Source organism: Acinetobacter sp. KB005, assembly GCF_049949095.1.
Classification (GTDB): Bacteria; Pseudomonadota; Gammaproteobacteria; order Pseudomonadales; family Moraxellaceae; genus Acinetobacter; species Acinetobacter calcoaceticus.
In genome coordinates, this window is the sequence record NZ_CP188191.1 from 421,294 (window position 1) to 439,225 (window position 17,932).

The following is a 17,932-nucleotide window of genomic DNA, read 5'->3' on the forward strand; positions in this document are numbered from 1 at the left end:
TAAAAAAAGAACCTACATGATGTAGGTTCTTTTTTTACTTCATTTATTATTTTTTGGTTGTAACCATTTGCTGATAAACATCTCGGAAAATCTCATAATCAATAAATTCATTATGCTCAGGTTTTAAATTCTGAATTGTTTTTTCCGTAAGTTGCTGTTTACGTGCAGCGACATAAGCCTTACCTAGAATATCAGCAGTTTGTGATAACAATGGTTTTTCTTCAGCAGAAGCACCATTTTGTTGTTCAAATTTTAATTGATATTGTTTCGAGAAAAGCTGCTCAGGCTGCTTATATTGTTTCTGTAATTTTTGCCATGCTTCACGCCCTGCCTTACCTTGCATTGTTGTAATCACAATATGGTCTACAGCACGGCCTAAATCATTATCAAACTGGTCTTCTTGTTCAAGATGATGCTTTTTCTGCAATGCCTCGATACGCTCTAAAGCCTTACCTTGAGGATTATAGGTTTCTTCTTCAGAGAACCAATAAGCATAAACTTCGGCAATTTCTTGCAACTGTTGAACTGAATAATAATTAATATATGACGGTTTTTCGGCAGTCAATTTTGCAATAAACACAGCCTTATACGTTTTGTCATAGGCACGTGTTGCATCATAAGTTTGGTTAGCCAACAGCGCCAGATTCGAATCTAAATCTTGTACATCACTATGTGAGCCAACTGGATGTTCAGAAACATCACTCTGCCCAAGTTTTTCACTAAAACCTTTTACGAAGTTTTCAAATAAAGAACCTTTGCTTGCCTCTGCAACTGATTTAGCTTGTTTAAGTTGCTGCTGATTAATTGAGGTTGCTTTACCATAATTTAGAATTTGCATGTCTGCTTTAATATTAAAGCGATGGTTAAATTCAGCTGGTGTATATGCAATATCGTAATCTACGTTGACTACACGGCCTTTTTCATCGAGTCCAACATCAATCGTAATTGGATTTCTTTGTTTTGGTAAAGCTTGTTCAATTTCTGCCTTATGTTTTATCCATAAAGCTTTGAATGCTTCATCATTCACAAACTGGTTCTGATCATAAGCGGCAAAAGTTTGTTTTAGTGCAGCTTGACGAGACTTGATCTGAGTTTTTTGGGTACTCTCTGTGCTTTGATCAAGAACATCAACACCATATATTTGACAGTAATTAATATCCCCTAAAACTACTGGTTTTTTAAGGGTCTGTAATTCAACACATTGTTCTTCTGTAAGGGTTGGGCCTTCTTCATCTTGGGTAGTTTGTTCGGCATCCTCTACCGCAACATCAGCAGCATCCTCATCTTGGCCTGAAGCAGAAGCCTCGTCTGCTGCTACCGCTGCATCTTGAGCTGCACTTGATTGTTCTTCATCACCTTCCTCAGAAGCCAATGTACCGCCAAAATGAGCATTAATAAGTGAGTAAAGTTGTTGGCTGACTGCTGCCGCATCTTCAGAAGAAACCTTCTGCTCTTCGGCACCACCCGACTTTTTCTTAGCTTCAGACGTTGCGAGTTCAGTTGCTATAGATTCAGCAATCTTTTGGTCATCAAATCCTAAAACACTTTTTTGCAGGTATTTTTCATTGACTTGACCATATAGATCGACTTGTAGCAGTAACTCCTCAACCGTATCCTTTAAACGAATTTTTTCTACAATTCCTGCCTTACGGTCAGCATCTGTAATTGGTAAACGTTGTAAATTTTGCGGATCAGCCAAACGATAAGACACGGCGCCAGAAGCCTTCGCATATTCAACGAACTTCTTCATATCGACGTTCGTAAACAGATCTTTATATTTCGAAAAATCGACATAGGCTAAGTTGTTTTGATTATCTTTATTAACTAAATAAGGCATTAATCCGAAATAATTAACGTAAAATTTATAATCCTTTAGATCAAGCACCATTGGCAATTTTGCCTGCACGAGCAAAGTCGGTTTTTCATATCTTGCAGTGAGGTTGAAAGACCCCATTTTTTGACGATAATGAACTGAACCATCGTAACTAAATTGGAGATCATTTAATAAATTGATTAATACGGCATTTACTTTTTCTGAACGTGATTCGCCAGATACACCTGAAACAGATTGCTCATTTGCAATTGCGGCATAAAGCGCCTGCTTCTGTTTTTTATTCAAATTAATTTTTTGTTCACGTAAATATTGATCTACTTTTTTTTGCACTTCAGCATCAAGTTGAGCACTCTTCTCTACAGTGCTTATTTTGTTGGGCTGATTTGAATCAACATTAACTTTAAAATGCCCGCGGTAGTCATAGCTTGGGTATTCATACATTGCATTCATACCCTGAATGACTTTTTGATCTAAATGAGCAGATGCCACTGATGGACGTAGGCTATGCTGCGCACATGCGGTCAAACCCAAACTGAATAAACATAAACTGAGATATTTTAAATGCATAACTTTTTTAAAACCTTATCGCTTTATCTTTTTAGCAAAACTTGCTAAAAATAAAAAAATAGTTGTTTTTTCACATAAAAGTATAAGTCCTGAATGTAGCAGAAAATGTATTTTCAGGTGTATTTATTTTCGACAAAATTCGCTTTTCTGACATTTCTTTCGGATGTGATTATCATTGTATTTTTATCATGCGAGTGAATAATCAAATCATCGATTCAGATAATCCCACAATGATTCAAAATTAGGATTAAAGCCATGCCAGCATATAAAGCCCCGCTACACGATATTCGCTTCTTAATGAATGAAGTATTAGATTACCCTGCTCACTACAAAACTTTATCAAATGGTGAAAATGCAGATCCAGATACCGTTGATATGATTCTTGAAGGTGCGGCAGATTATTGTGAAAACGTATTATCGCCACTTAACCAGTCTGGTGATGAAGAAGGTTGCCATTTTGACAACGGCGAAGTAACTACACCTAAAGGCTTTAAAGAAGCTTATGACCAGTTCGTTATGGGTGGTTGGCAAGGTCTTTCTTATCCAGAAGAATTTGGTGGTCAAGGCCTACCAATGTCTTTAAACCTCATCAAATCAGAAATGATGGGTACTGCAAACTGGTCATTTACCATGTACCCTGGCTTAAGTTCGGGTTGTATGAACACCATTTTGCAATTCGGTACCGATGAGCAAAAACAAACGTATATGCCTAAACTTGTTGAAGGAACTTGGAGCGGCACAATGTGCTTAACCGAACCTCAATGTGGTACAGACTTGGGACAAGTTAAAACTAAAGCTGAACCTCAAGCAGATGGCACTTATAAAATCTCTGGTACAAAAATCTTCATTTCTGCTGGTGAACATGATTTAACTGAAAATATTATTCACATCGTACTTGCACGTCTTCCAGATGCGCCTGCTGGTACTCGTGGTATTTCATTATTTATCGTACCTAAATTCATACCTACTGCTGATAGTGGTATCGGTGAACGTAATGCAGTGACCTGTGGTTCAATCGAACACAAAATGGGGATCCGTGCTTCTGCAACTGCTGTACTAAACTTTGATAATGCCACTGGTTATTTAATCGGTGAAGTCAACAAAGGTTTACATGCAATGTTTACCTTCATGAATACAGCACGTATTGGTACTGCTGTTCAAGGTATTGCGCACGCTGAGTTATCGTTCCAAGGTGCATTACCTTATGCGAAAGATCGTATGTCTATGCGTGCGCTTTCTGGTAAAAAAGAACCTGAAAGAGTTGCAGATGCCATCATTCATCATGCTGACGTACGTCGCCTGTTGTTGACTCAAAAAGCAATTGCTGAAGGTGGCCGTTCAATGATCTATCATGCTGCAAAACTTGCAGACAAAATGACAGATGCATTAACACGTGGTGACCAAGCTGCTTACGAAGACTACGATGATAAACTTGGTTTCTACACACCAATTTTGAAAGGTTTCTTGACTGAACTTGGTTTAGAAGCCGCAAACAACGGTATGCAAGTTTACGGCGGTCATGGCTACATTAAAGAATGGGGCATGGAACAAATCGCTCGTGATGCTCGTATCTCAACGCTATACGAAGGTACAACAGGCATTCAAGCACTTGACTTGATTGGTCGTAAAGTATTGCTTAGCTCAAAAGGTAAAGTGGTTCGTGACTACACTGCTGAAATCTTAAAATTCTGTGCTGCACACGCACGTAATAAATACTTACGTCGTTTTGCTTGGGATTTAACTAAGCTTTGTGCTCAATGGAACACTTTAACAGTTCGTATTATGCTTGCTGCACGTAAAGACCGTGACATCGTATCTTCTGCTTCTGTAGATTTCTTGATGTTCTCAGGTTACGTGATGATGGCTTACTTCTGGGCGCAACAAGCAGTCATTGCTTCTGAGAAACTTGAAGCAGGTGATGGTGCAGAAACGCCTGAATTCTATAAGGCAAAAATCAAAGTTGCAGACTTCTACTTTGACCGTATGTTACCTCGTACTCAAGGTCACGCCGAGTCAATGGTGACAACCTCTCGCACATTAACATCATTACCAGTTGAACACTTTAGCTTCGACTACTAATGATTTTTAAATCGTGAAATGAAAAGAGCGCAATTCATATTGCGCTCTTTTTTATTCAAGTAAAAATTTAATATTTATTCTTTAGTCAGGATATAAGCTTGCTTCGGAACAAAATAGTTTTGTTCCAAAAACTCACGGTTTTTACCGTAGTCGCTATAAAACAGTTTTTCTAGATTCACGATCAATCTTTTGTTTGAATCAACATTAAAATAAAAATTAACATTAGATAAAGGACAGTGAATGGTTAACTCATGCTCTCTTTCATGTACTTTCCAATTTAAATCAGGACACAACTGATTTATAGCAGTACTTTTGGCTCCATCCTTACTTCCCACTCGGCCAAAATGAATAACATTCCAATAAGCTGATCCATTGGGTAATAAATTTAAAATGTACTCTGCCTCTCCAGACTCACAATCGGCAAACGCATCCTCACATGAAATTCGGGTGTGATATCGCCCTACATATTGCAATGAGATTGCGCTCAATTTTTTGGTTTGATCTAAATTTTCTTTAGGTAAAAAAGTACGACCTGCCACATAATCTAATGTTTTTGTAGATGTACTATTTTTTATTAAATTTTCTTCATCGATAGAACTAGAACTTGGACTAGAGTGATCTTTTGAGTTGGTGTGGTTTATGTCGCAAGCACTAAGTGTCAGGCACATCATAGTCCCTACAACCAAATGCTTAACTAAAAACCTAGACCGCTTCAAAGACATATACATTATTCACAGATAACAGCAACAACCATGTTTATATTCATTTCAGGCACGAGCCAATTGCTGCCATAAACCCTTAAGCCCTGAAAAGGTGCATTTTAGTTGATGTTAGTTTCCTTCATTCCAATCCTTTACATATTTTAACCATTTTACTTTTTAGAAGACTTTAAACCCGTTATTTCGTCTCCATATTTTTATTAAGCAAGAGAATAAATAATTCCTTGTAACTTTTTATTTTTAAGGAGAATTAGATGGCCAGTTCTGGTTTATATCGCTCGAACCGACATAGCATGATCGCCGGTGTAATGGGTGGTATTGCTGAACGTTTTGGTTGGAACGTAACTTTACTACGCATTATTTTTGTTGTGATTTCAATCATGAGTGCGGCCTTTCCCGGAATCTTAGTTTATCTGGTTTTGTGGTTAGTCATTCCGAAAAAACAGCCAGAACATATTGAAGGCTATCGACAATCCGTCCGAACTGTACATGAAGAGCAAACACGTTAATTAATTTTGGTCGCTACGGTTGCATCCCCTAATCAACCGTAGCTTTTTTTTGCTCTGTTTTTTTAGATTATATTTTACGGTTTAACTGTTGTTGTAAAGCAGCAATCATATCTGCGCGGCTGATCATTCCGATTAACTTCCGCTCTTCGACCACTGGAATATAATTAAAAGATTTTTCGACAAAATAAGGCACTAGATCTTGAATAGGCTGTGTTGGCAATACTGTCACCACTCTATGACTCATAATCTGTTTCACATAATGCTGCCAAGAGTTTCTTGGGTCCGCTGCACCTTTAAACCATTCCACAACTTCATATAAAGCTAAAGTTCCTACTAGATGATTGTCAGCATTTACCACTGGTAAGCTCATAAGGTTAATATGCTTGAACTTATCCAATGCCTGATGAATATCATCATCTTCATGCAGCTTAATCACATCACGGCTCATAATATCCTGACAGGTATATTGATTGACTATGCGTTCGTTGGCATGTTCTTGTGCATCTAAAATAATTTTTTCTAAATCGTACTGGCTAATATCTAGCAATTCAGTGTGGTGCTCTAAAGCGTATTCAATATCTTTCGGTTGAATCGATACTTTTTGAGTCGGTGTTGGATCTTTACTACGCTCATTGAGACGTGCGGTAACTGGATAATGTCTTCCAATTAATCTATTAAAAAAGACGGCAAAACCGAGTAAAAGTAACGAGTTGAGCAGAACCGGATAAAAAATAAAATAAAAGCCTAATTTATGAATTGCAGCACCGCCTAACACAGCCGTAATCGCGACTGCACCACTTGGTGGATGCAAAGAGTCAGTGGTCATCATTAAGAATATGGCAAAGCCTACTGCGACACTAAAAGCAGTGGTTAAATCAGGAATCCACTGTGCACAGGCAACTCCAATAATTCCGGCTAGCGTATTACCAACAATCACATTCCATGGTTGAGCCAATGGACTAGTTGGCACAGCAAATAAGAGAACAGATGAAGCTCCCATGGGTGCAATGTACCAGGCATTAATTCCACCTAAAACATACCAGCTAATTAAGGAAGAAATTGCTAAACCACACAGTGCTCCAACACCACAAAGCAACCGTTCTTTTAAAGGCAAAACCTTAAAATTTGGTTTTAAAATCTGTAACCATTCTCGCTGTATAACACTCACAGTACACCTTTGGGGATATGCCGTTATTTATAACGGGCAAAAGTATACGCTCAAAGCCACATAAAATGCATTTAAATTATATCTTTCAAAGATAAGAAACCCTGCTGAATTATCTTTTGTTATTTTAAAACTTTAATATTCAATTAATTTTTCATTTAAGTAGCGCCAATAACGTTTCGGCAAATATTGCACATGAAGTTTTATATTCTGACGTTCCGTAATGTTCACGCTCTTAAAATAATCTTTCCAAAGCTGGTCATATAAGACTTCTTGCTCATCTAACTCCAGCTGAAAGCTTTGGCTCCTTCCGTTATTTAAATTACGATCGATGTCGCGTGCTTTGAGTGAAACCTCATGTATTTCCCTTAAATCATAATAAAGACCGAACTTACGTTTCTCATCATAAATGAGCCAACGCTGATCTTGATAACGCCGTTTAAAATGCGGCTGAATGAGCGGTAAAACATTAAAATCGGGACGTACCAAGCTTAAAAACAGCTCATCTTTGGTTTTCTTAAAACGGATAAAAGCTTCCATCCGATGCTTTTCTCGCCCGACCTTTTTCGTCCACTGCGAAATTGCCAAAACACTTGGGTGCGAATAATCTTTTTCTATCGATGAGTGACTAGTAAAAACGTAAATACAGTAATTAAATAAATGCTGATAGACATCTAAAGACTCAGATAAATAGGCAAAATAAAATTGCCTTAAAGAAGACGAAGAAAGCTTTTTTTGCAGCGCGGACCACACACGTTCGGCATGTTGCTCATTATTTGAAACCTCAATTTTATCAGCAAATAAGCCATGTTGAGCCGAATCATTTAAACAAAGTCTGACCTGTAATTCTTTGAATTGAAATGCACGAAAAACACAGCTCAGTAGCCCCACCATTGAGCCATCAAAATAGTAAGCGACTTCATCATTAAACATAACTAAAACCCAAGACTTAATTGTGGCGAAAGCTGCTGCACATATTTCGATGAACCCTGCGTTAAAATTTGCTGTCGGATAAAGTTTGAAGACAATTCTTTTTGAAATTTTGGACTGTCTTCACAATGGATAAAGAATTTTGCTCGCTGGTAGGCAACACCTAACTTTTTAAGTAAATCGATGTGGATCTTACCAAAACGGCGAGCCTGCACAATTTTCTTAGCCGATTTCACCCCAATGCCGGGTACACGCAAAATCATTTGATAATCTGCACGGTTTAGATCTACTGGAAACTGCTCAGGATGCCTTAAAGCCCAGCTTAATTTTGGGTCTACATCAAGATCTAAGTTTGGGAATTTCTCATTGACGATTTCATTGACCTGAAAACCGTAAAAGCGCATGAGCCAATCGCTTTGATAGAGTCGGTTTTCCCGCAGTAATGGCGGCGCAGAACCCACTGCTGGCAAGTAATTATTTTCGGTATTAATTGGAATGTACCCTGAAAAATAGACCCGTTTGAGCTTAAATTCTTTATAGTGCTTATCTGCCATAAACAAGACATCTTGGTCTGACTCTTGATGAGCACCCACCACCATTTGGGTGGTCTGCCCTGCTGGCACATATTTCGGTACATGCTTAATAATTTGACGTTCGTCTTTAAGCTGGATGAGCCTGTCACGTACTAACCCTAAATCTTTTTGCACTTCCTGATGAGATTTTTCTGGTGCAAAAGTCTTTAGCCCAATTTCGGTCGGCATCTCTAAATTAATACTCATCCGGTCAGCATATAAACCTGCTTCATGAATCAGTTCAGGCGATGCTCCCGGAATGGTTTTTAGGTGAATATAGCCATTAAAGTTTTCTTCAAGGCGCAACTTCTTCACGACTTGAAGCATACGCTCCATCGTATGATCGGCCGATTTAAAAATACCTGAACTTAAAAATAAGCCTTCAATATAATTACGGCGGTAAAAATTAATGGTTAAGTCCACCACCTCTTGCACCGTAAATGCTGCACGCTGGACGTCATTAGAACGACGTGAAACACAATAAGCGCAGTCAAAAATACATACGTTGCTAAATAAAATTTTTAAGAGAGATACACAGCGGCCATCTTCGGTATAGCTATGGCAAATTCCTGAATGGCTGGCATCGCCTAGGCCTTTATCTTTGTTTTTACGGTCACTGCCACTTGATGAACAAGACACATCATATTTAGCAGCATCAGCAAGAATCTGTAGTTTTTCTCGAATGCGATCAGACATATCAAACGACTCATTTATGGCATCGCTTAAAAAATATCATTTTGCATTCTTAAATTTAATCTAGTGAAGTACGCTAAGCGTCATGAGGTGACGTTTAAAATAATCCGTCTTAATTAACGTATTCTTCTAGTTGCTTTACACGCGCTGCATACTCTTGCATTGGGCAATATGAATACATCGGTGAGCCAATGTATGAACCTGCATTATTACATTCTTGATCTACATAAGCTTTCCAAAGTCTCTGAGACTTTAAAATATCTTGGTAACGCTCTGGCTGTTGATATTCTTCGCTTTGTGTACGAATTTGATCAATCAAAGCAACAATTTTTTCTTCATAAGTCTTTTTAGCTTGTTCAGAACAGCTATGCACGACCATGTTATTAATGCTTTCAAGCTTCATTTCTTTAATCGTCTGATCAACACATTGGTTATATTCATCTTGCTCATCAGTGTCGGTTTGTGCGTATAGCCATGGACTACAAAAAAGACTGGATAAAACAATGAGTTTGCAGCAAAATTTCAGCATAACTTACTCTCACTTCTATAATTTTTAATATGCTTCAATATAACAAAAATTCTGTAACAGTTGCCTATTAGCCCATGTTCAAAGATTAGAACATAAACATTGAATGAACACTCTGCTAATCGAATATAAAATCCTTATAAGCTGAAATATATTAATTAGACATTTTGATTTGATCGCATTCTTAAATACATTAACTTGCATTCATGTTATATATAATTATAAGAATCAAATTTACATTGATTTATATGAAGAAAGCTATCTTTAATAATTTTAAAATCTTCACTCAAAATTTAGATCCAGATAAAGATCAAATTTTATATAGTCTTTTAAAAGTCCCGCTCTATCTATTTATACCTGCTTGGTTTCTATGGATCTTCACCATAATGCTATATGAAGGGTTCACTTTAGAAATTCTAAAAACTGCTGTGAATATGCCATTGATGCTTTTTATGGTTGCAATGACTTATTACATACTCGCATTTGTTCCCGCTTATCTATTTCAACTCTTCTTGCAAAAGTATAATTTCATAAATTTTTTCTCAATTATTGTTAGTGCGATCATACTGACTACGCTAATCCTTAGTTTAATGTGTTTAGAATTCGCCCCAATAGAAATGATCATTTTCTTCAGTTATTTTTCTGTAATTTTCGCTATTACATATTGGATATTACTACTCAGAAGTATAAAAAAATCAGAAAAATCTCAAGATTAAAATTTCTCTTATATCTTCTAAAAAAACCTTTATTACAGGGTACAAAAATGTCTTTTAATTTTTTAAAAATCTTCATTCAAAATTTAGATCCAGATAAAGATCAAATTTGGCATTGTCTAGTCATGACACCAATCTATTTATACATAGTTGCTTTATTCATATTTTTAAGTTCTTTAATCATCCATAAAGATTTTTCTTTTGAGATTCTATTAAACACCCCTGTCGGACTACTCTTTATTGCAGCCATTTATTACATATTAGTTTTTATACCCGTTTATTTTTTACAACTATTCTTATTGAAATTCAATTTCCTTAATTTCTTCTCTATTCTTGTTAGCGCAATTTTTCTTAGCTTTTTAATTCCAAATATTTTAGCAATTTTATTTATCGCCCCATGGCAAATCCTTCCAATAGAAATCATATTTATGGTCAGTTTCTTTTCTTTAATTTTCGCTATCACTTATTGGATTTTACTACTCAAAAGTATGAAAAAAGCTGCTAAATGATCAAATCTGAAATTCCCAAACTAGCCTTTGCCACTCCCCTACAAAATCCTTATACTTAGGGGCAATTTTTCTCATAAATTCGTGGATGCTACATGAGTCGCGCCATCTCGCACATTGATACATTTCAGGGCTTAATTCTTGCCCTACAAAACTATTGGGCCGAACAAGGCTGCGTCGTACTACAACCTTACGACATGGAAATGGGCGCTGGAACATTCCACACCGCAACATTCTTACGTGCTTTAGGGCCTGAAACTTGGAATGCTGCATACGTTCAACCTTCACGTCGTCCAAAAGATGGTCGCTATGGTGAAAACCCAAACCGTTTGCAACACTACTACCAATTCCAAGTGGTGCTTAAGCCAAATCCAGACAACATCCAACAGCTCTATCTTGATTCTTTAAAAGCAATTGGGATTGATACGCTTACTCACGATATTCGTTTCGTAGAAGACAACTGGGAATCTCCGACGCTTGGGGCTTGGGGCTTAGGTTGGGAAGTTTGGCTTAACGGTATGGAAGTAACTCAGTTCACTTACTTCCAACAAGTCGGTGGTGTTGAATGTTACCCAGTAACAGGTGAAATCACTTACGGTTTAGAACGTCTTGCAATGTACCTTCAAGGTGTTGACTCGGTTTATGACCTTGTTTGGACGAAAGGCCAATTCGGTACTGTGACTTACGGCGACGTATTCCATCAAAATGAAGTTGAGCAATCGACTTATAACTTTGAATACGCTCCAGTTGAAAAACTATTTGAACTCTTTGATTTTTACGAGTCAGAAGCAAACCGTTTAATTGAAGCAAAACTTTCTCTTCCTGCTTATGAGCAAGTGGTTAAAGCGTCTCATACCTTTAACTTGCTTGATGCACGTGGCGCAATTTCTGTAACTGAGCGTCAACGTTACATTTTACGTGTACGTACTTTGGCGCGTGCAATTGCACAAAGTTACGTACAAGCACGTGCAGAACTTGGCTTCCCAATGGCAGAACCACACTTACGTGATGAAGTATTGGCACAGCTAAAAGCACAAGCTGAAAGTGAAGCAGCAAAGGCGGAGAAAAACTAATGAGCAAACATACTGTTTTATTCGAACTTGGCTGTGAAGAACTTCCACCGAAAAGCTTAAAAAACTTACGTGATGCATTACAGGCAGAAACGGTAAAAGGCTTAAAAGATGCTGGCTTAAATTTCGCATCTATCGAAGCTTATGCAGCTCCACGTCGTTTAGCGCTTAAAATTGTTGATATCGATGCTGCTCAAGCTGATACACAAAAACGTTTTGATGGCCCTGCTGTTCAAGCGGCTTACGATGCTGAAGGTAAACCAACTAAAGCACTCGAAGGCTTTATGCGTGGTCAAGGGATTACTGTTGATCAGCTTTCAACTTTCCAAGCAGGTAAAGTTGAAAAAGTTTGTTATTTAAAAGATGTGAAAGGTCAAAGCCTTGATGCTTTACTTCCGCAGATTTTACAAACTGCATTAGACAATTTACCAATTGCTAAGCGTATGCGTTCTGCTGCAAGCCGTACCGAGTTTGTACGTCCAGTTAAATGGGTTCTCTTACTGAAAGATGACCAAATCGTTGACGCAACTATTCAAGATCATAAAGCTGGTAATGTGACTTATGGTCACCGTTTCCATGCACCTGAAGCTGTGACTTTAGCGCATGCAAATGACTATTTAGCTGCTTTAGAAAAAGCATATGTCGTTGCAAACTTTGAAAAACGTCAAGCAACCATTCAAGAACAAGTGAAAAAGTTAGCTGATGAAGTTAACGCAACTGCGATTGTTCCAAGTGACTTACTTGATGAAGTAACAAGTCTGGTTGAATGGCCAGTTGCTCTTCGTGCAAACTTTGAAGAGCGCTTCCTTGCTGTTCCTCAAGAAGCACTCATTACGACAATGCAAGACAACCAGAAGTATTTCTGTTTGATCAATAGCGAAGGTAAATTACAGCCGTACTTCATTACTGTTTCAAATATTGAGTCTAAAAATCCGATCCAGATTATTGAAGGTAATGAAAAAGTTGTTCGCCCTCGTTTATCTGATGCTGAATTCTTCTTCTTACAAGATCAAAAGCAACCGCTTGCATCTCGTAAAGAAAAACTGGCAAACATGGTATTCCAAGCACAACTGGGTACGCTTTGGGATAAATCGACACGTATTGCTAAACTTGCTGTTGCATTATCTTCAATCACTGGTGCAAACCCAGCCGACGCTGAAAAAGCTGCGTTACTTGCTAAATGCGACTTAACATCTGAGCTTGTAGGTGAATTCCCAGAACTTCAAGGTATTGCGGGTACTTACTATGCACGCATTGAAGGCGAAAACACTGAAGTTTCTGAAGCTTTAGGTGAACAATATTTACCAAAATTTGCTGGCGATGTTTTACCAAAAACCAAAACTGGTACAACGATTGCCCTTTCTGACCGTTTAGATACACTTGTTGGTATTTTCGGTATTGGACAAGCACCTACAGGTTCTAAAGACCCGTTTGCTCTTCGTCGTTCAGCAATTGGTATCTTACGTTTAATCATTGAAAATGAATTAGATGTAACGATTGAAGAGTTAGTTAATCTTGCACTTCAAGGTTATGGCGACATCGTTAAAGACCACGATAAAACGCGTGCTGATGCTGTTGCATTCTTGGAAGGTCGTTACCGTGCCAAGTATGAAGACCAAGGCGTTGCTGTTGATGTGCTTCAAGCGGTTCAAGCACTTGCACCAAAATCTCCACTTGATTTTGACAAGCGTGTAAATGCTGTAAACCATTTCCGTGCACTACCTGAAGCTGCTGCACTTGCTGCTGCAAACAAACGTGTTGCTAACATTCTTGCAAAAGAAGCAGCACCAGAAGGTTCTGTAGTTGAAGCGAACTTGGTTGAAGATGCTGAGAAAGCATTATTTGCTGAGCTTCAAGCAGTTACTCCAGTTGTTGAGCCATTACTTGCGGCAAAAGACTACACTGCTGCCCTTTCTAAGCTTGCAGCACTTCGCGCGCCGATTGATGCATTCTTTGATGGTGTAATGGTTATGGCAGATGATGCTGACCTGAAGGCAAACCGTTTACGCTTATTGGCTCAGTTACGTAACTTGTTTACTGCTATCGCTGATGTAAGTGTATTACAAGGCTAAGCCTTAATTGGTTGTAAATTAATGAGAACCCCTCTATAAATTAGTGGGGTTTTTTAATATTAAGAATAAATCAGCAGTCATCATAATGAATCCCACTTCAATTAAAAAGTTTTATCGTATAGATGCTTACCTTGTTCTTTGCCACACCCTTTTGCTGGCATTCGGTTATGGTCTATGGAAGCTATATCCTCATATACAGACCAAACCAGATATGAGCGGCCTGTTCTTTATGATTATCTCTATTCTAGGCGGTTTTGCAGGGCTGATTATGCTAGCTGTAACTCTGCCTCGTTTAGATCGTTTTGTTCGTAATTTATCAGTGAACAAATTTATTTTGGCTCTGTTGTATTGGATTTCTAGTACCATTATTTTCGTGCTATTTGGCATCAGCAAATTCTTCTTCAATAATCCGCTAGTTTTGCTGGTTTTTGTTTTGGTTTTTTTCAGCAGTGTTTATCTTTCGGTGATTCGCCTTGCAGATATGCGTAAAAAAGACTGGCTGATCTTAAGCGGAATTTTTGGAGCTATTGTGCTGTTCTTCTTTTTGCCAGAGCTTTAGGAAATGGTTTAAGTAAAGATGCTGAGCTTGTAATACTTTGTGTACCTAACAATACCTTCTTTGATGGTGTAATGGTAATGGCAGATGATGCTGATCTAAAAGCAAACCGTTTACGTTTATTAGCTCAGTTGCGTAACTTGTTTACTGCTGTGGCTGATGTGAGTGTGTTGCAGGGTTAATTAGCTTATTACTAAATAAAGGGATCTTTTATAGATCCCTTTATTTTTTACGTTAAACAAACTCTTTAATTTCTTCTAAACTTTTCGATGGCTCAAACCACATAAAATCATAATCAGCCACATCATGAATATAAAACGGATCATTTTTCATGATTTCTTCGGCCTCCTGAATCGAAGAGCTTAAAACTAAAATCACTCCACCTACCCTATTTTCTCGACGCCCCGATGCCAAAAATTTCTTTTGCTCATAGTAATGGTCTAAAAATGCAATATGCCCTTTCAGTACAGCATCAACTTCGGCTAATGGTTTTTTATAGGTCAAGGTAACAACAATCATTTCATTCTCTTAAAGGAAGTAGCACATGACATAGAAGGGTTAAACTACTGATAGCTTATCTATAGTTTATTCGATGGTACGCCGATTCCCCCAATTCATCCACACCAAACTCCCTACAATAATCACACCACCTAACAGCACAATCATTGATGGTTTTTCATTTAAAAAAACAACTGCCAAACTCATTGCGACAATCGGCGAGCAATATAAAAAATTCGATGCAATCGTTAACGGCATATTTTTAAGTACATATCCCCAAAGCACATAAGCCATCGCACTGGGGAAAATACCCAATAACACAACCGACATATTAGCCTGCCAAGTGGCATGTAAAATTTCAACAGACAACTGCGCGCTATAGAACAGTAAAGGAATGGTTCCGAACCAAATGATGTAGCACATCATGCTCAACGCATCATAATTTAAGGCAAATTTTTTATATAAATTAAAGTAAATCGCCCATGCAATTGCTGCCGAAACAATCAACAAACTATAAGGGCTTGGTACACCAAGACCATGATCACCGCTAACCACTAAAACGGCGCCACAAAGACCTAATAAAATACACAACCACTGTTTGAAACGGATTTGCTCTTTAAAAAAGAAAGCTGAAACAATAAAGGTAAATAGCGGAATAGATTGACTCAAAATGCTGGATGCAACCGCACTGACATATTGCTGCCCCGTATTTATAAGTAAATGATGCAACGTTACAGAGAAAAATCCTAACACACCAAGTGCCGGAACATCTTTCCACTTTAACGGCTGAATGCCTTTTTTCATGACCAAAAGTAGTAAGAAAACAGATGCAATCAAAAAGCGAAGCAAGGCAATATGCTGCGGTGTGTATGAATGCAAAGCACTGTGTACACCAATAGGTGAATAACCCCAACAAAAGACGGTAATAGCAATACACAAATAAAGCTTAAATGCCGGAGGCTGTGTTTCGACAGCAAGTGAAATTGCCATGTTAAATCTACGCTAATGAAATGGAACTCTTTCATCATATGCGCATGGATAGTTGAATAAAATTAACTTATATTGAGTCTAATATTCATTAAAAGTGAATGATAAAACATGGATATCGCTCAGTTAAAAATGTTCCAAACCGTGGTTGAATGCGGCACGATGACCAAGGCGTCTTTGCAGTTGCATTGCGTTCCATCTAACATCACGGCACGCATTAAACAACTTGAAGAAGAACTCGGCGCACCTCTGTTTTATCGGGAGGGGAAAAGTTTAAAGCTCACCCCATCTGGAGAAATCTTTCTTAATTACTGCCAAAAAATTTTAGCGCTTTGTGATGAAGCAAAACGAAGCATTCATCCTGATGCACCGCCCTCTGGTCCATTAAAAATTGGCGCTATTGAATCTTCTGCCACAACCCGTTTACCTAACTTACTCGCGAAATATCATCAACGCTATCCAGAAGTTTCCATTCAAATTATTACTGGCACATGGAAACAACTATTAGTTGATATTTCTCAGCATAAACTCGATGGTGCGATTGTCGCTGGTAATATTGAGTTTCCTATGCTGAATAAACTCGGTATTTATCAAGAAGAAATTATTTTAATTGCCCCAGAATCTTTCGGTGAAATCCACTGCCAAGAAGACCTGATTGGTAAAGAAATTTTTATGTGGACTGAAGGTTGCCCTTACCGCGCTGCTCTTGAAGAATGGCTTAAGCTCAAAAATATCTCGCTTCCAATTACCAGCATTACCAGTTACGCCACTATTATTGGTTGTGTGAGTGCAGGCTCCGGTGTGTCTTTAGTGCCAAAGAGTCTTTTTGAGCAATATAAAAATTTAACCAATATTCGAGGCTATAAATTTGAACATCTTGCATTTATGCAGAACCAGTTTTTTTGGCACAAAAATGTGAGTAACCACAAAGCGAGAGATATGTTTTTAGAATTGATTAAGTCAGAATTTATAGCTTAGCTGTGCATTCGAATGAAATTATCTATGTAAAACGCTATGCTTTACATAAAACAATGATGCATAAAACACATCGCGGCATTTTAAATATTTTTATTTTATTGATATAAAACAATATCCTAATAAAAATTAAGAATCAATTATAAAAACATAAACTGCATGACCCATCCGTTTTTTGCAACGGCCTCACTCAAAAGAAGCAGATGCTAAGTACATAACGTATTTTTGAGTCATTCAACATGAATAAAGCAATTGGAATTTTAGGTGGTATGGGTCCACAAGCCACGATTGATGCCATGGATAAAATTATTAAAAATACGCCAGCACATTGCGATCAAGAGCATATTCCTGTCATCACGGTTTCTATTCCAGACATCCCAGATAGAACACAATCGATTATCAATCATGATGATAAACCACTCGAAAAAATGGCTGAATATCTTAAAATTTTAGAAGCAGCGCAGGTCGGCTGTATCATTATTCCCTGCAATACTGCCCACTTTTGGTTTAACCAGTTACAGCAACGCACCCAAACCAAAATGATTAGTATTATTGAATCTGCGGTTCATTTTATTCAAGACAGCCAAATTGCTGAAGTTTGTATTCTTGCGACGTCTGCCACCATAAGCACTCAGCTTTATCAAAGCCAGTTCATCCAAAACAATATTCGTTTCTCTACCCCTTCTGTTGAGATGCAACACAAAGTGATGCAAAGTATTTATCAATACAAAGCAGGAAATATCAAAAAATCAAAACAACTTATGAGTGAGGTTATTCATTTTTATAAACAAAATAAAAGCATAAAATTCTTATTAGCATGTACTGAAATTCCGCTCATCTTACAAGACAGTATCCAAGACAATCCTGAACTGTTTGTTGATGCGACCGATTTACTCATTAAAAATGCGATTGCGTGGTATCAGAACTCATTAACAGCATCAGCCGCATGATTAAATAAAAT

17 protein-coding genes and 1 pseudogene are annotated in these 17,932 nt (G+C 37.8%); 10 read left to right on the plus strand and 8 right to left on the minus strand.

What is annotated here, in order from left to right:
• Positions 1–46: 46 nt before the first annotated feature.
• Positions 47–2,401, minus strand: coding sequence for a hypothetical protein (locus ACPF64_RS02155; RefSeq protein ID WP_426455438.1), 2,355 nt, complete (start codon positions 2,399–2,401; stop codon positions 47–49).
• Between the two features lie 255 nt (positions 2,402–2,656).
• On the opposite strand from ACPF64_RS02155, the gene ACPF64_RS02160 reads away from it, so the two are divergent.
• A complete protein-coding gene (locus ACPF64_RS02160) occupies positions 2,657–4,480 on the plus strand; it encodes an acyl-CoA dehydrogenase C-terminal domain-containing protein (protein WP_003653705.1) in 1,824 nt (607 codons plus the stop codon).
• A gap of 74 nt (positions 4,481–4,554) precedes the next feature.
• On the opposite strand, the gene ACPF64_RS02165 is transcribed toward ACPF64_RS02160, so the two are convergent.
• Positions 4,555–5,202, minus strand: coding sequence for a hypothetical protein (locus ACPF64_RS02165; protein WP_426455441.1), 648 nt, complete (start codon positions 5,200–5,202; stop codon positions 4,555–4,557).
• Positions 5,203–5,453: 251 nt separating this feature from the next.
• Here ACPF64_RS02165 and ACPF64_RS02170 point away from each other — a divergent pair, with 251 nt between their 5' ends.
• Entirely contained in the window at positions 5,454–5,708 is a 255-nt protein-coding gene (locus ACPF64_RS02170) for a PspC domain-containing protein (protein ID WP_004639576.1), read from the plus strand.
• A 67-nt stretch (positions 5,709–5,775) separates the two neighbouring features.
• Here ACPF64_RS02170 and ACPF64_RS02175 read toward each other — a convergent pair whose 3' ends face one another.
• From ACPF64_RS02175 to ACPF64_RS02190, 4 genes are all read right to left on the minus strand, one after another.
• Complete coding sequence (locus ACPF64_RS02175; protein ID WP_198078135.1) at positions 5,776–6,876, minus strand: HPP family protein; 1,101 nt, start codon at positions 6,874–6,876, stop codon at positions 5,776–5,778.
• A gap of 132 nt (positions 6,877–7,008) precedes the next feature.
• A complete protein-coding gene (locus ACPF64_RS02180; RefSeq protein ID WP_426455444.1) occupies positions 7,009–7,806 on the minus strand; it encodes a TIGR03915 family putative DNA repair protein in 798 nt (265 codons plus the stop codon).
• Between the two features lie 2 nt (positions 7,807–7,808).
• Entirely contained in the window at positions 7,809–9,071 is a 1,263-nt protein-coding gene (locus ACPF64_RS02185; protein WP_231762466.1) for a putative DNA modification/repair radical SAM protein, read from the minus strand.
• A gap of 109 nt (positions 9,072–9,180) precedes the next feature.
• Positions 9,181–9,597 (minus strand): lysozyme inhibitor LprI family protein, encoded by a 417-nt coding sequence (locus ACPF64_RS02190; protein ID WP_426455446.1) that lies wholly within the window; start codon positions 9,595–9,597, stop codon positions 9,181–9,183.
• Positions 9,598–9,800: 203 nt separating this feature from the next.
• Here ACPF64_RS02190 and ACPF64_RS02195 point away from each other — a divergent pair, with 203 nt between their 5' ends.
• From ACPF64_RS02195 to ACPF64_RS02220, 6 genes and pseudogenes are all read left to right on the plus strand, one after another.
• The gene (locus ACPF64_RS02195; protein WP_426455448.1) at positions 9,801–10,310 is read left to right on the plus strand and encodes a hypothetical protein; all 510 of its coding nucleotides are present in this window, start codon (positions 9,801–9,803) and stop codon (positions 10,308–10,310) included.
• 47 nt (positions 10,311–10,357) lie between these two features.
• A complete protein-coding gene (locus ACPF64_RS02200; RefSeq protein WP_426455450.1) occupies positions 10,358–10,816 on the plus strand; it encodes a hypothetical protein in 459 nt (152 codons plus the stop codon).
• A gap of 92 nt (positions 10,817–10,908) precedes the next feature.
• Positions 10,909–11,886, plus strand: coding sequence for a glycine--tRNA ligase subunit alpha (gene glyQ, locus ACPF64_RS02205; RefSeq protein ID WP_002044989.1), 978 nt, complete (start codon positions 10,909–10,911; stop codon positions 11,884–11,886).
• Complete coding sequence (gene glyS, locus ACPF64_RS02210; RefSeq protein WP_426455453.1) at positions 11,886–13,955, plus strand: glycine--tRNA ligase subunit beta; 2,070 nt, start codon at positions 11,886–11,888, stop codon at positions 13,953–13,955. The genes glyQ and glyS overlap by 1 nt, the downstream gene beginning before the upstream one ends.
• 85 nt (positions 13,956–14,040) lie before the next feature.
• On the plus strand, positions 14,041–14,514 hold the full coding sequence (locus ACPF64_RS02215) for a hypothetical protein (protein ID WP_426455455.1): 474 nt from the start codon (positions 14,041–14,043) through the stop codon (positions 14,512–14,514).
• Positions 14,493–14,693 (plus strand): annotated as a pseudogene (locus ACPF64_RS02220) (hypothetical protein); the annotation flags it as partial. The gene ACPF64_RS02215 and the pseudogene ACPF64_RS02220, both read left to right, overlap by 22 nt.
• A gap of 52 nt (positions 14,694–14,745) precedes the next feature.
• Here ACPF64_RS02220 and ACPF64_RS02225 read toward each other — a convergent pair.
• Both ACPF64_RS02225 and ACPF64_RS02230 read right to left on the minus strand, forming a co-directional pair.
• Positions 14,746–15,030 (minus strand): YciI family protein, encoded by a 285-nt coding sequence (locus ACPF64_RS02225; RefSeq protein ID WP_003653718.1) that lies wholly within the window; start codon positions 15,028–15,030, stop codon positions 14,746–14,748.
• Between the two features lie 66 nt (positions 15,031–15,096).
• On the minus strand, positions 15,097–15,999 hold the full coding sequence (locus ACPF64_RS02230; protein WP_426455458.1) for a DMT family transporter: 903 nt from the start codon (positions 15,997–15,999) through the stop codon (positions 15,097–15,099).
• A gap of 108 nt (positions 16,000–16,107) precedes the next feature.
• Here ACPF64_RS02230 and ACPF64_RS02235 point away from each other — a divergent pair, with 108 nt between their 5' ends.
• Both ACPF64_RS02235 and ACPF64_RS02240 read left to right on the plus strand, forming a co-directional pair.
• The gene (locus tag ACPF64_RS02235) at positions 16,108–16,974 is read left to right on the plus strand and encodes a LysR family transcriptional regulator (RefSeq protein WP_005043945.1); all 867 of its coding nucleotides are present in this window, start codon (positions 16,108–16,110) and stop codon (positions 16,972–16,974) included.
• Positions 16,975–17,210: 236 nt separating this feature from the next.
• Positions 17,211–17,921 carry an aspartate/glutamate racemase family protein gene (locus ACPF64_RS02240; RefSeq protein ID WP_017388528.1) on the plus strand — a complete coding sequence of 237 codons (711 nt, stop codon included), beginning with the start codon at positions 17,211–17,213 and terminating at the stop codon, positions 17,919–17,921.
• Positions 17,922–17,932 lie beyond the last annotated feature (11 nt).

What these genes read in the sequence shown, in the direction of transcription:
- ACPF64_RS02160 (WP_003653705.1), top strand. Translation starts at nt 2,657, where the DNA reads ATGCCAGCATATAAAGCCCCGCTACACGATATTCGCTTCTTAATGAAT.
- ACPF64_RS02215 (WP_426455455.1), top strand. Translation starts at nt 14,041, where the DNA reads ATGAATCCCACTTCAATTAAAAAGTTTTATCGTATAGATGCTTACCTT.
- glyQ (WP_002044989.1), top strand. Translation starts at nt 10,909, where the DNA reads ATGAGTCGCGCCATCTCGCACATTGATACATTTCAGGGCTTAATTCTT.
- ACPF64_RS02180 (WP_426455444.1), bottom strand. Translation starts at nt 7,806, where the DNA reads ATGTTTAATGATGAAGTCGCTTACTATTTTGATGGCTCAATGGTGGGG.
- ACPF64_RS02155 (WP_426455438.1), bottom strand. Translation starts at nt 2,401, where the DNA reads ATGCATTTAAAATATCTCAGTTTATGTTTATTCAGTTTGGGTTTGACC.
- ACPF64_RS02230 (WP_426455458.1), bottom strand. Translation starts at nt 15,999, where the DNA reads ATGGCAATTTCACTTGCTGTCGAAACACAGCCTCCGGCATTTAAGCTT.
- ACPF64_RS02225 (WP_003653718.1), bottom strand. Translation starts at nt 15,030, where the DNA reads ATGATTGTTGTTACCTTGACCTATAAAAAACCATTAGCCGAAGTTGAT.
- ACPF64_RS02165 (WP_426455441.1), bottom strand. Translation starts at nt 5,202, where the DNA reads ATGTCTTTGAAGCGGTCTAGGTTTTTAGTTAAGCATTTGGTTGTAGGG.
- ACPF64_RS02200 (WP_426455450.1), top strand. Translation starts at nt 10,358, where the DNA reads ATGTCTTTTAATTTTTTAAAAATCTTCATTCAAAATTTAGATCCAGAT.
- ACPF64_RS02195 (WP_426455448.1), top strand. Translation starts at nt 9,801, where the DNA reads ATGTTATATATAATTATAAGAATCAAATTTACATTGATTTATATGAAG.
- ACPF64_RS02185 (WP_231762466.1), bottom strand. Translation starts at nt 9,071, where the DNA reads ATGTCTGATCGCATTCGAGAAAAACTACAGATTCTTGCTGATGCTGCT.
- ACPF64_RS02170 (WP_004639576.1), top strand. Translation starts at nt 5,454, where the DNA reads ATGGCCAGTTCTGGTTTATATCGCTCGAACCGACATAGCATGATCGCC.
- ACPF64_RS02190 (WP_426455446.1), bottom strand. Translation starts at nt 9,597, where the DNA reads ATGCTGAAATTTTGCTGCAAACTCATTGTTTTATCCAGTCTTTTTTGT.
- glyS (WP_426455453.1), top strand. Translation starts at nt 11,886, where the DNA reads ATGAGCAAACATACTGTTTTATTCGAACTTGGCTGTGAAGAACTTCCA.
- ACPF64_RS02240 (WP_017388528.1), top strand. Translation starts at nt 17,211, where the DNA reads ATGAATAAAGCAATTGGAATTTTAGGTGGTATGGGTCCACAAGCCACG.
- ACPF64_RS02235 (WP_005043945.1), top strand. Translation starts at nt 16,108, where the DNA reads ATGGATATCGCTCAGTTAAAAATGTTCCAAACCGTGGTTGAATGCGGC.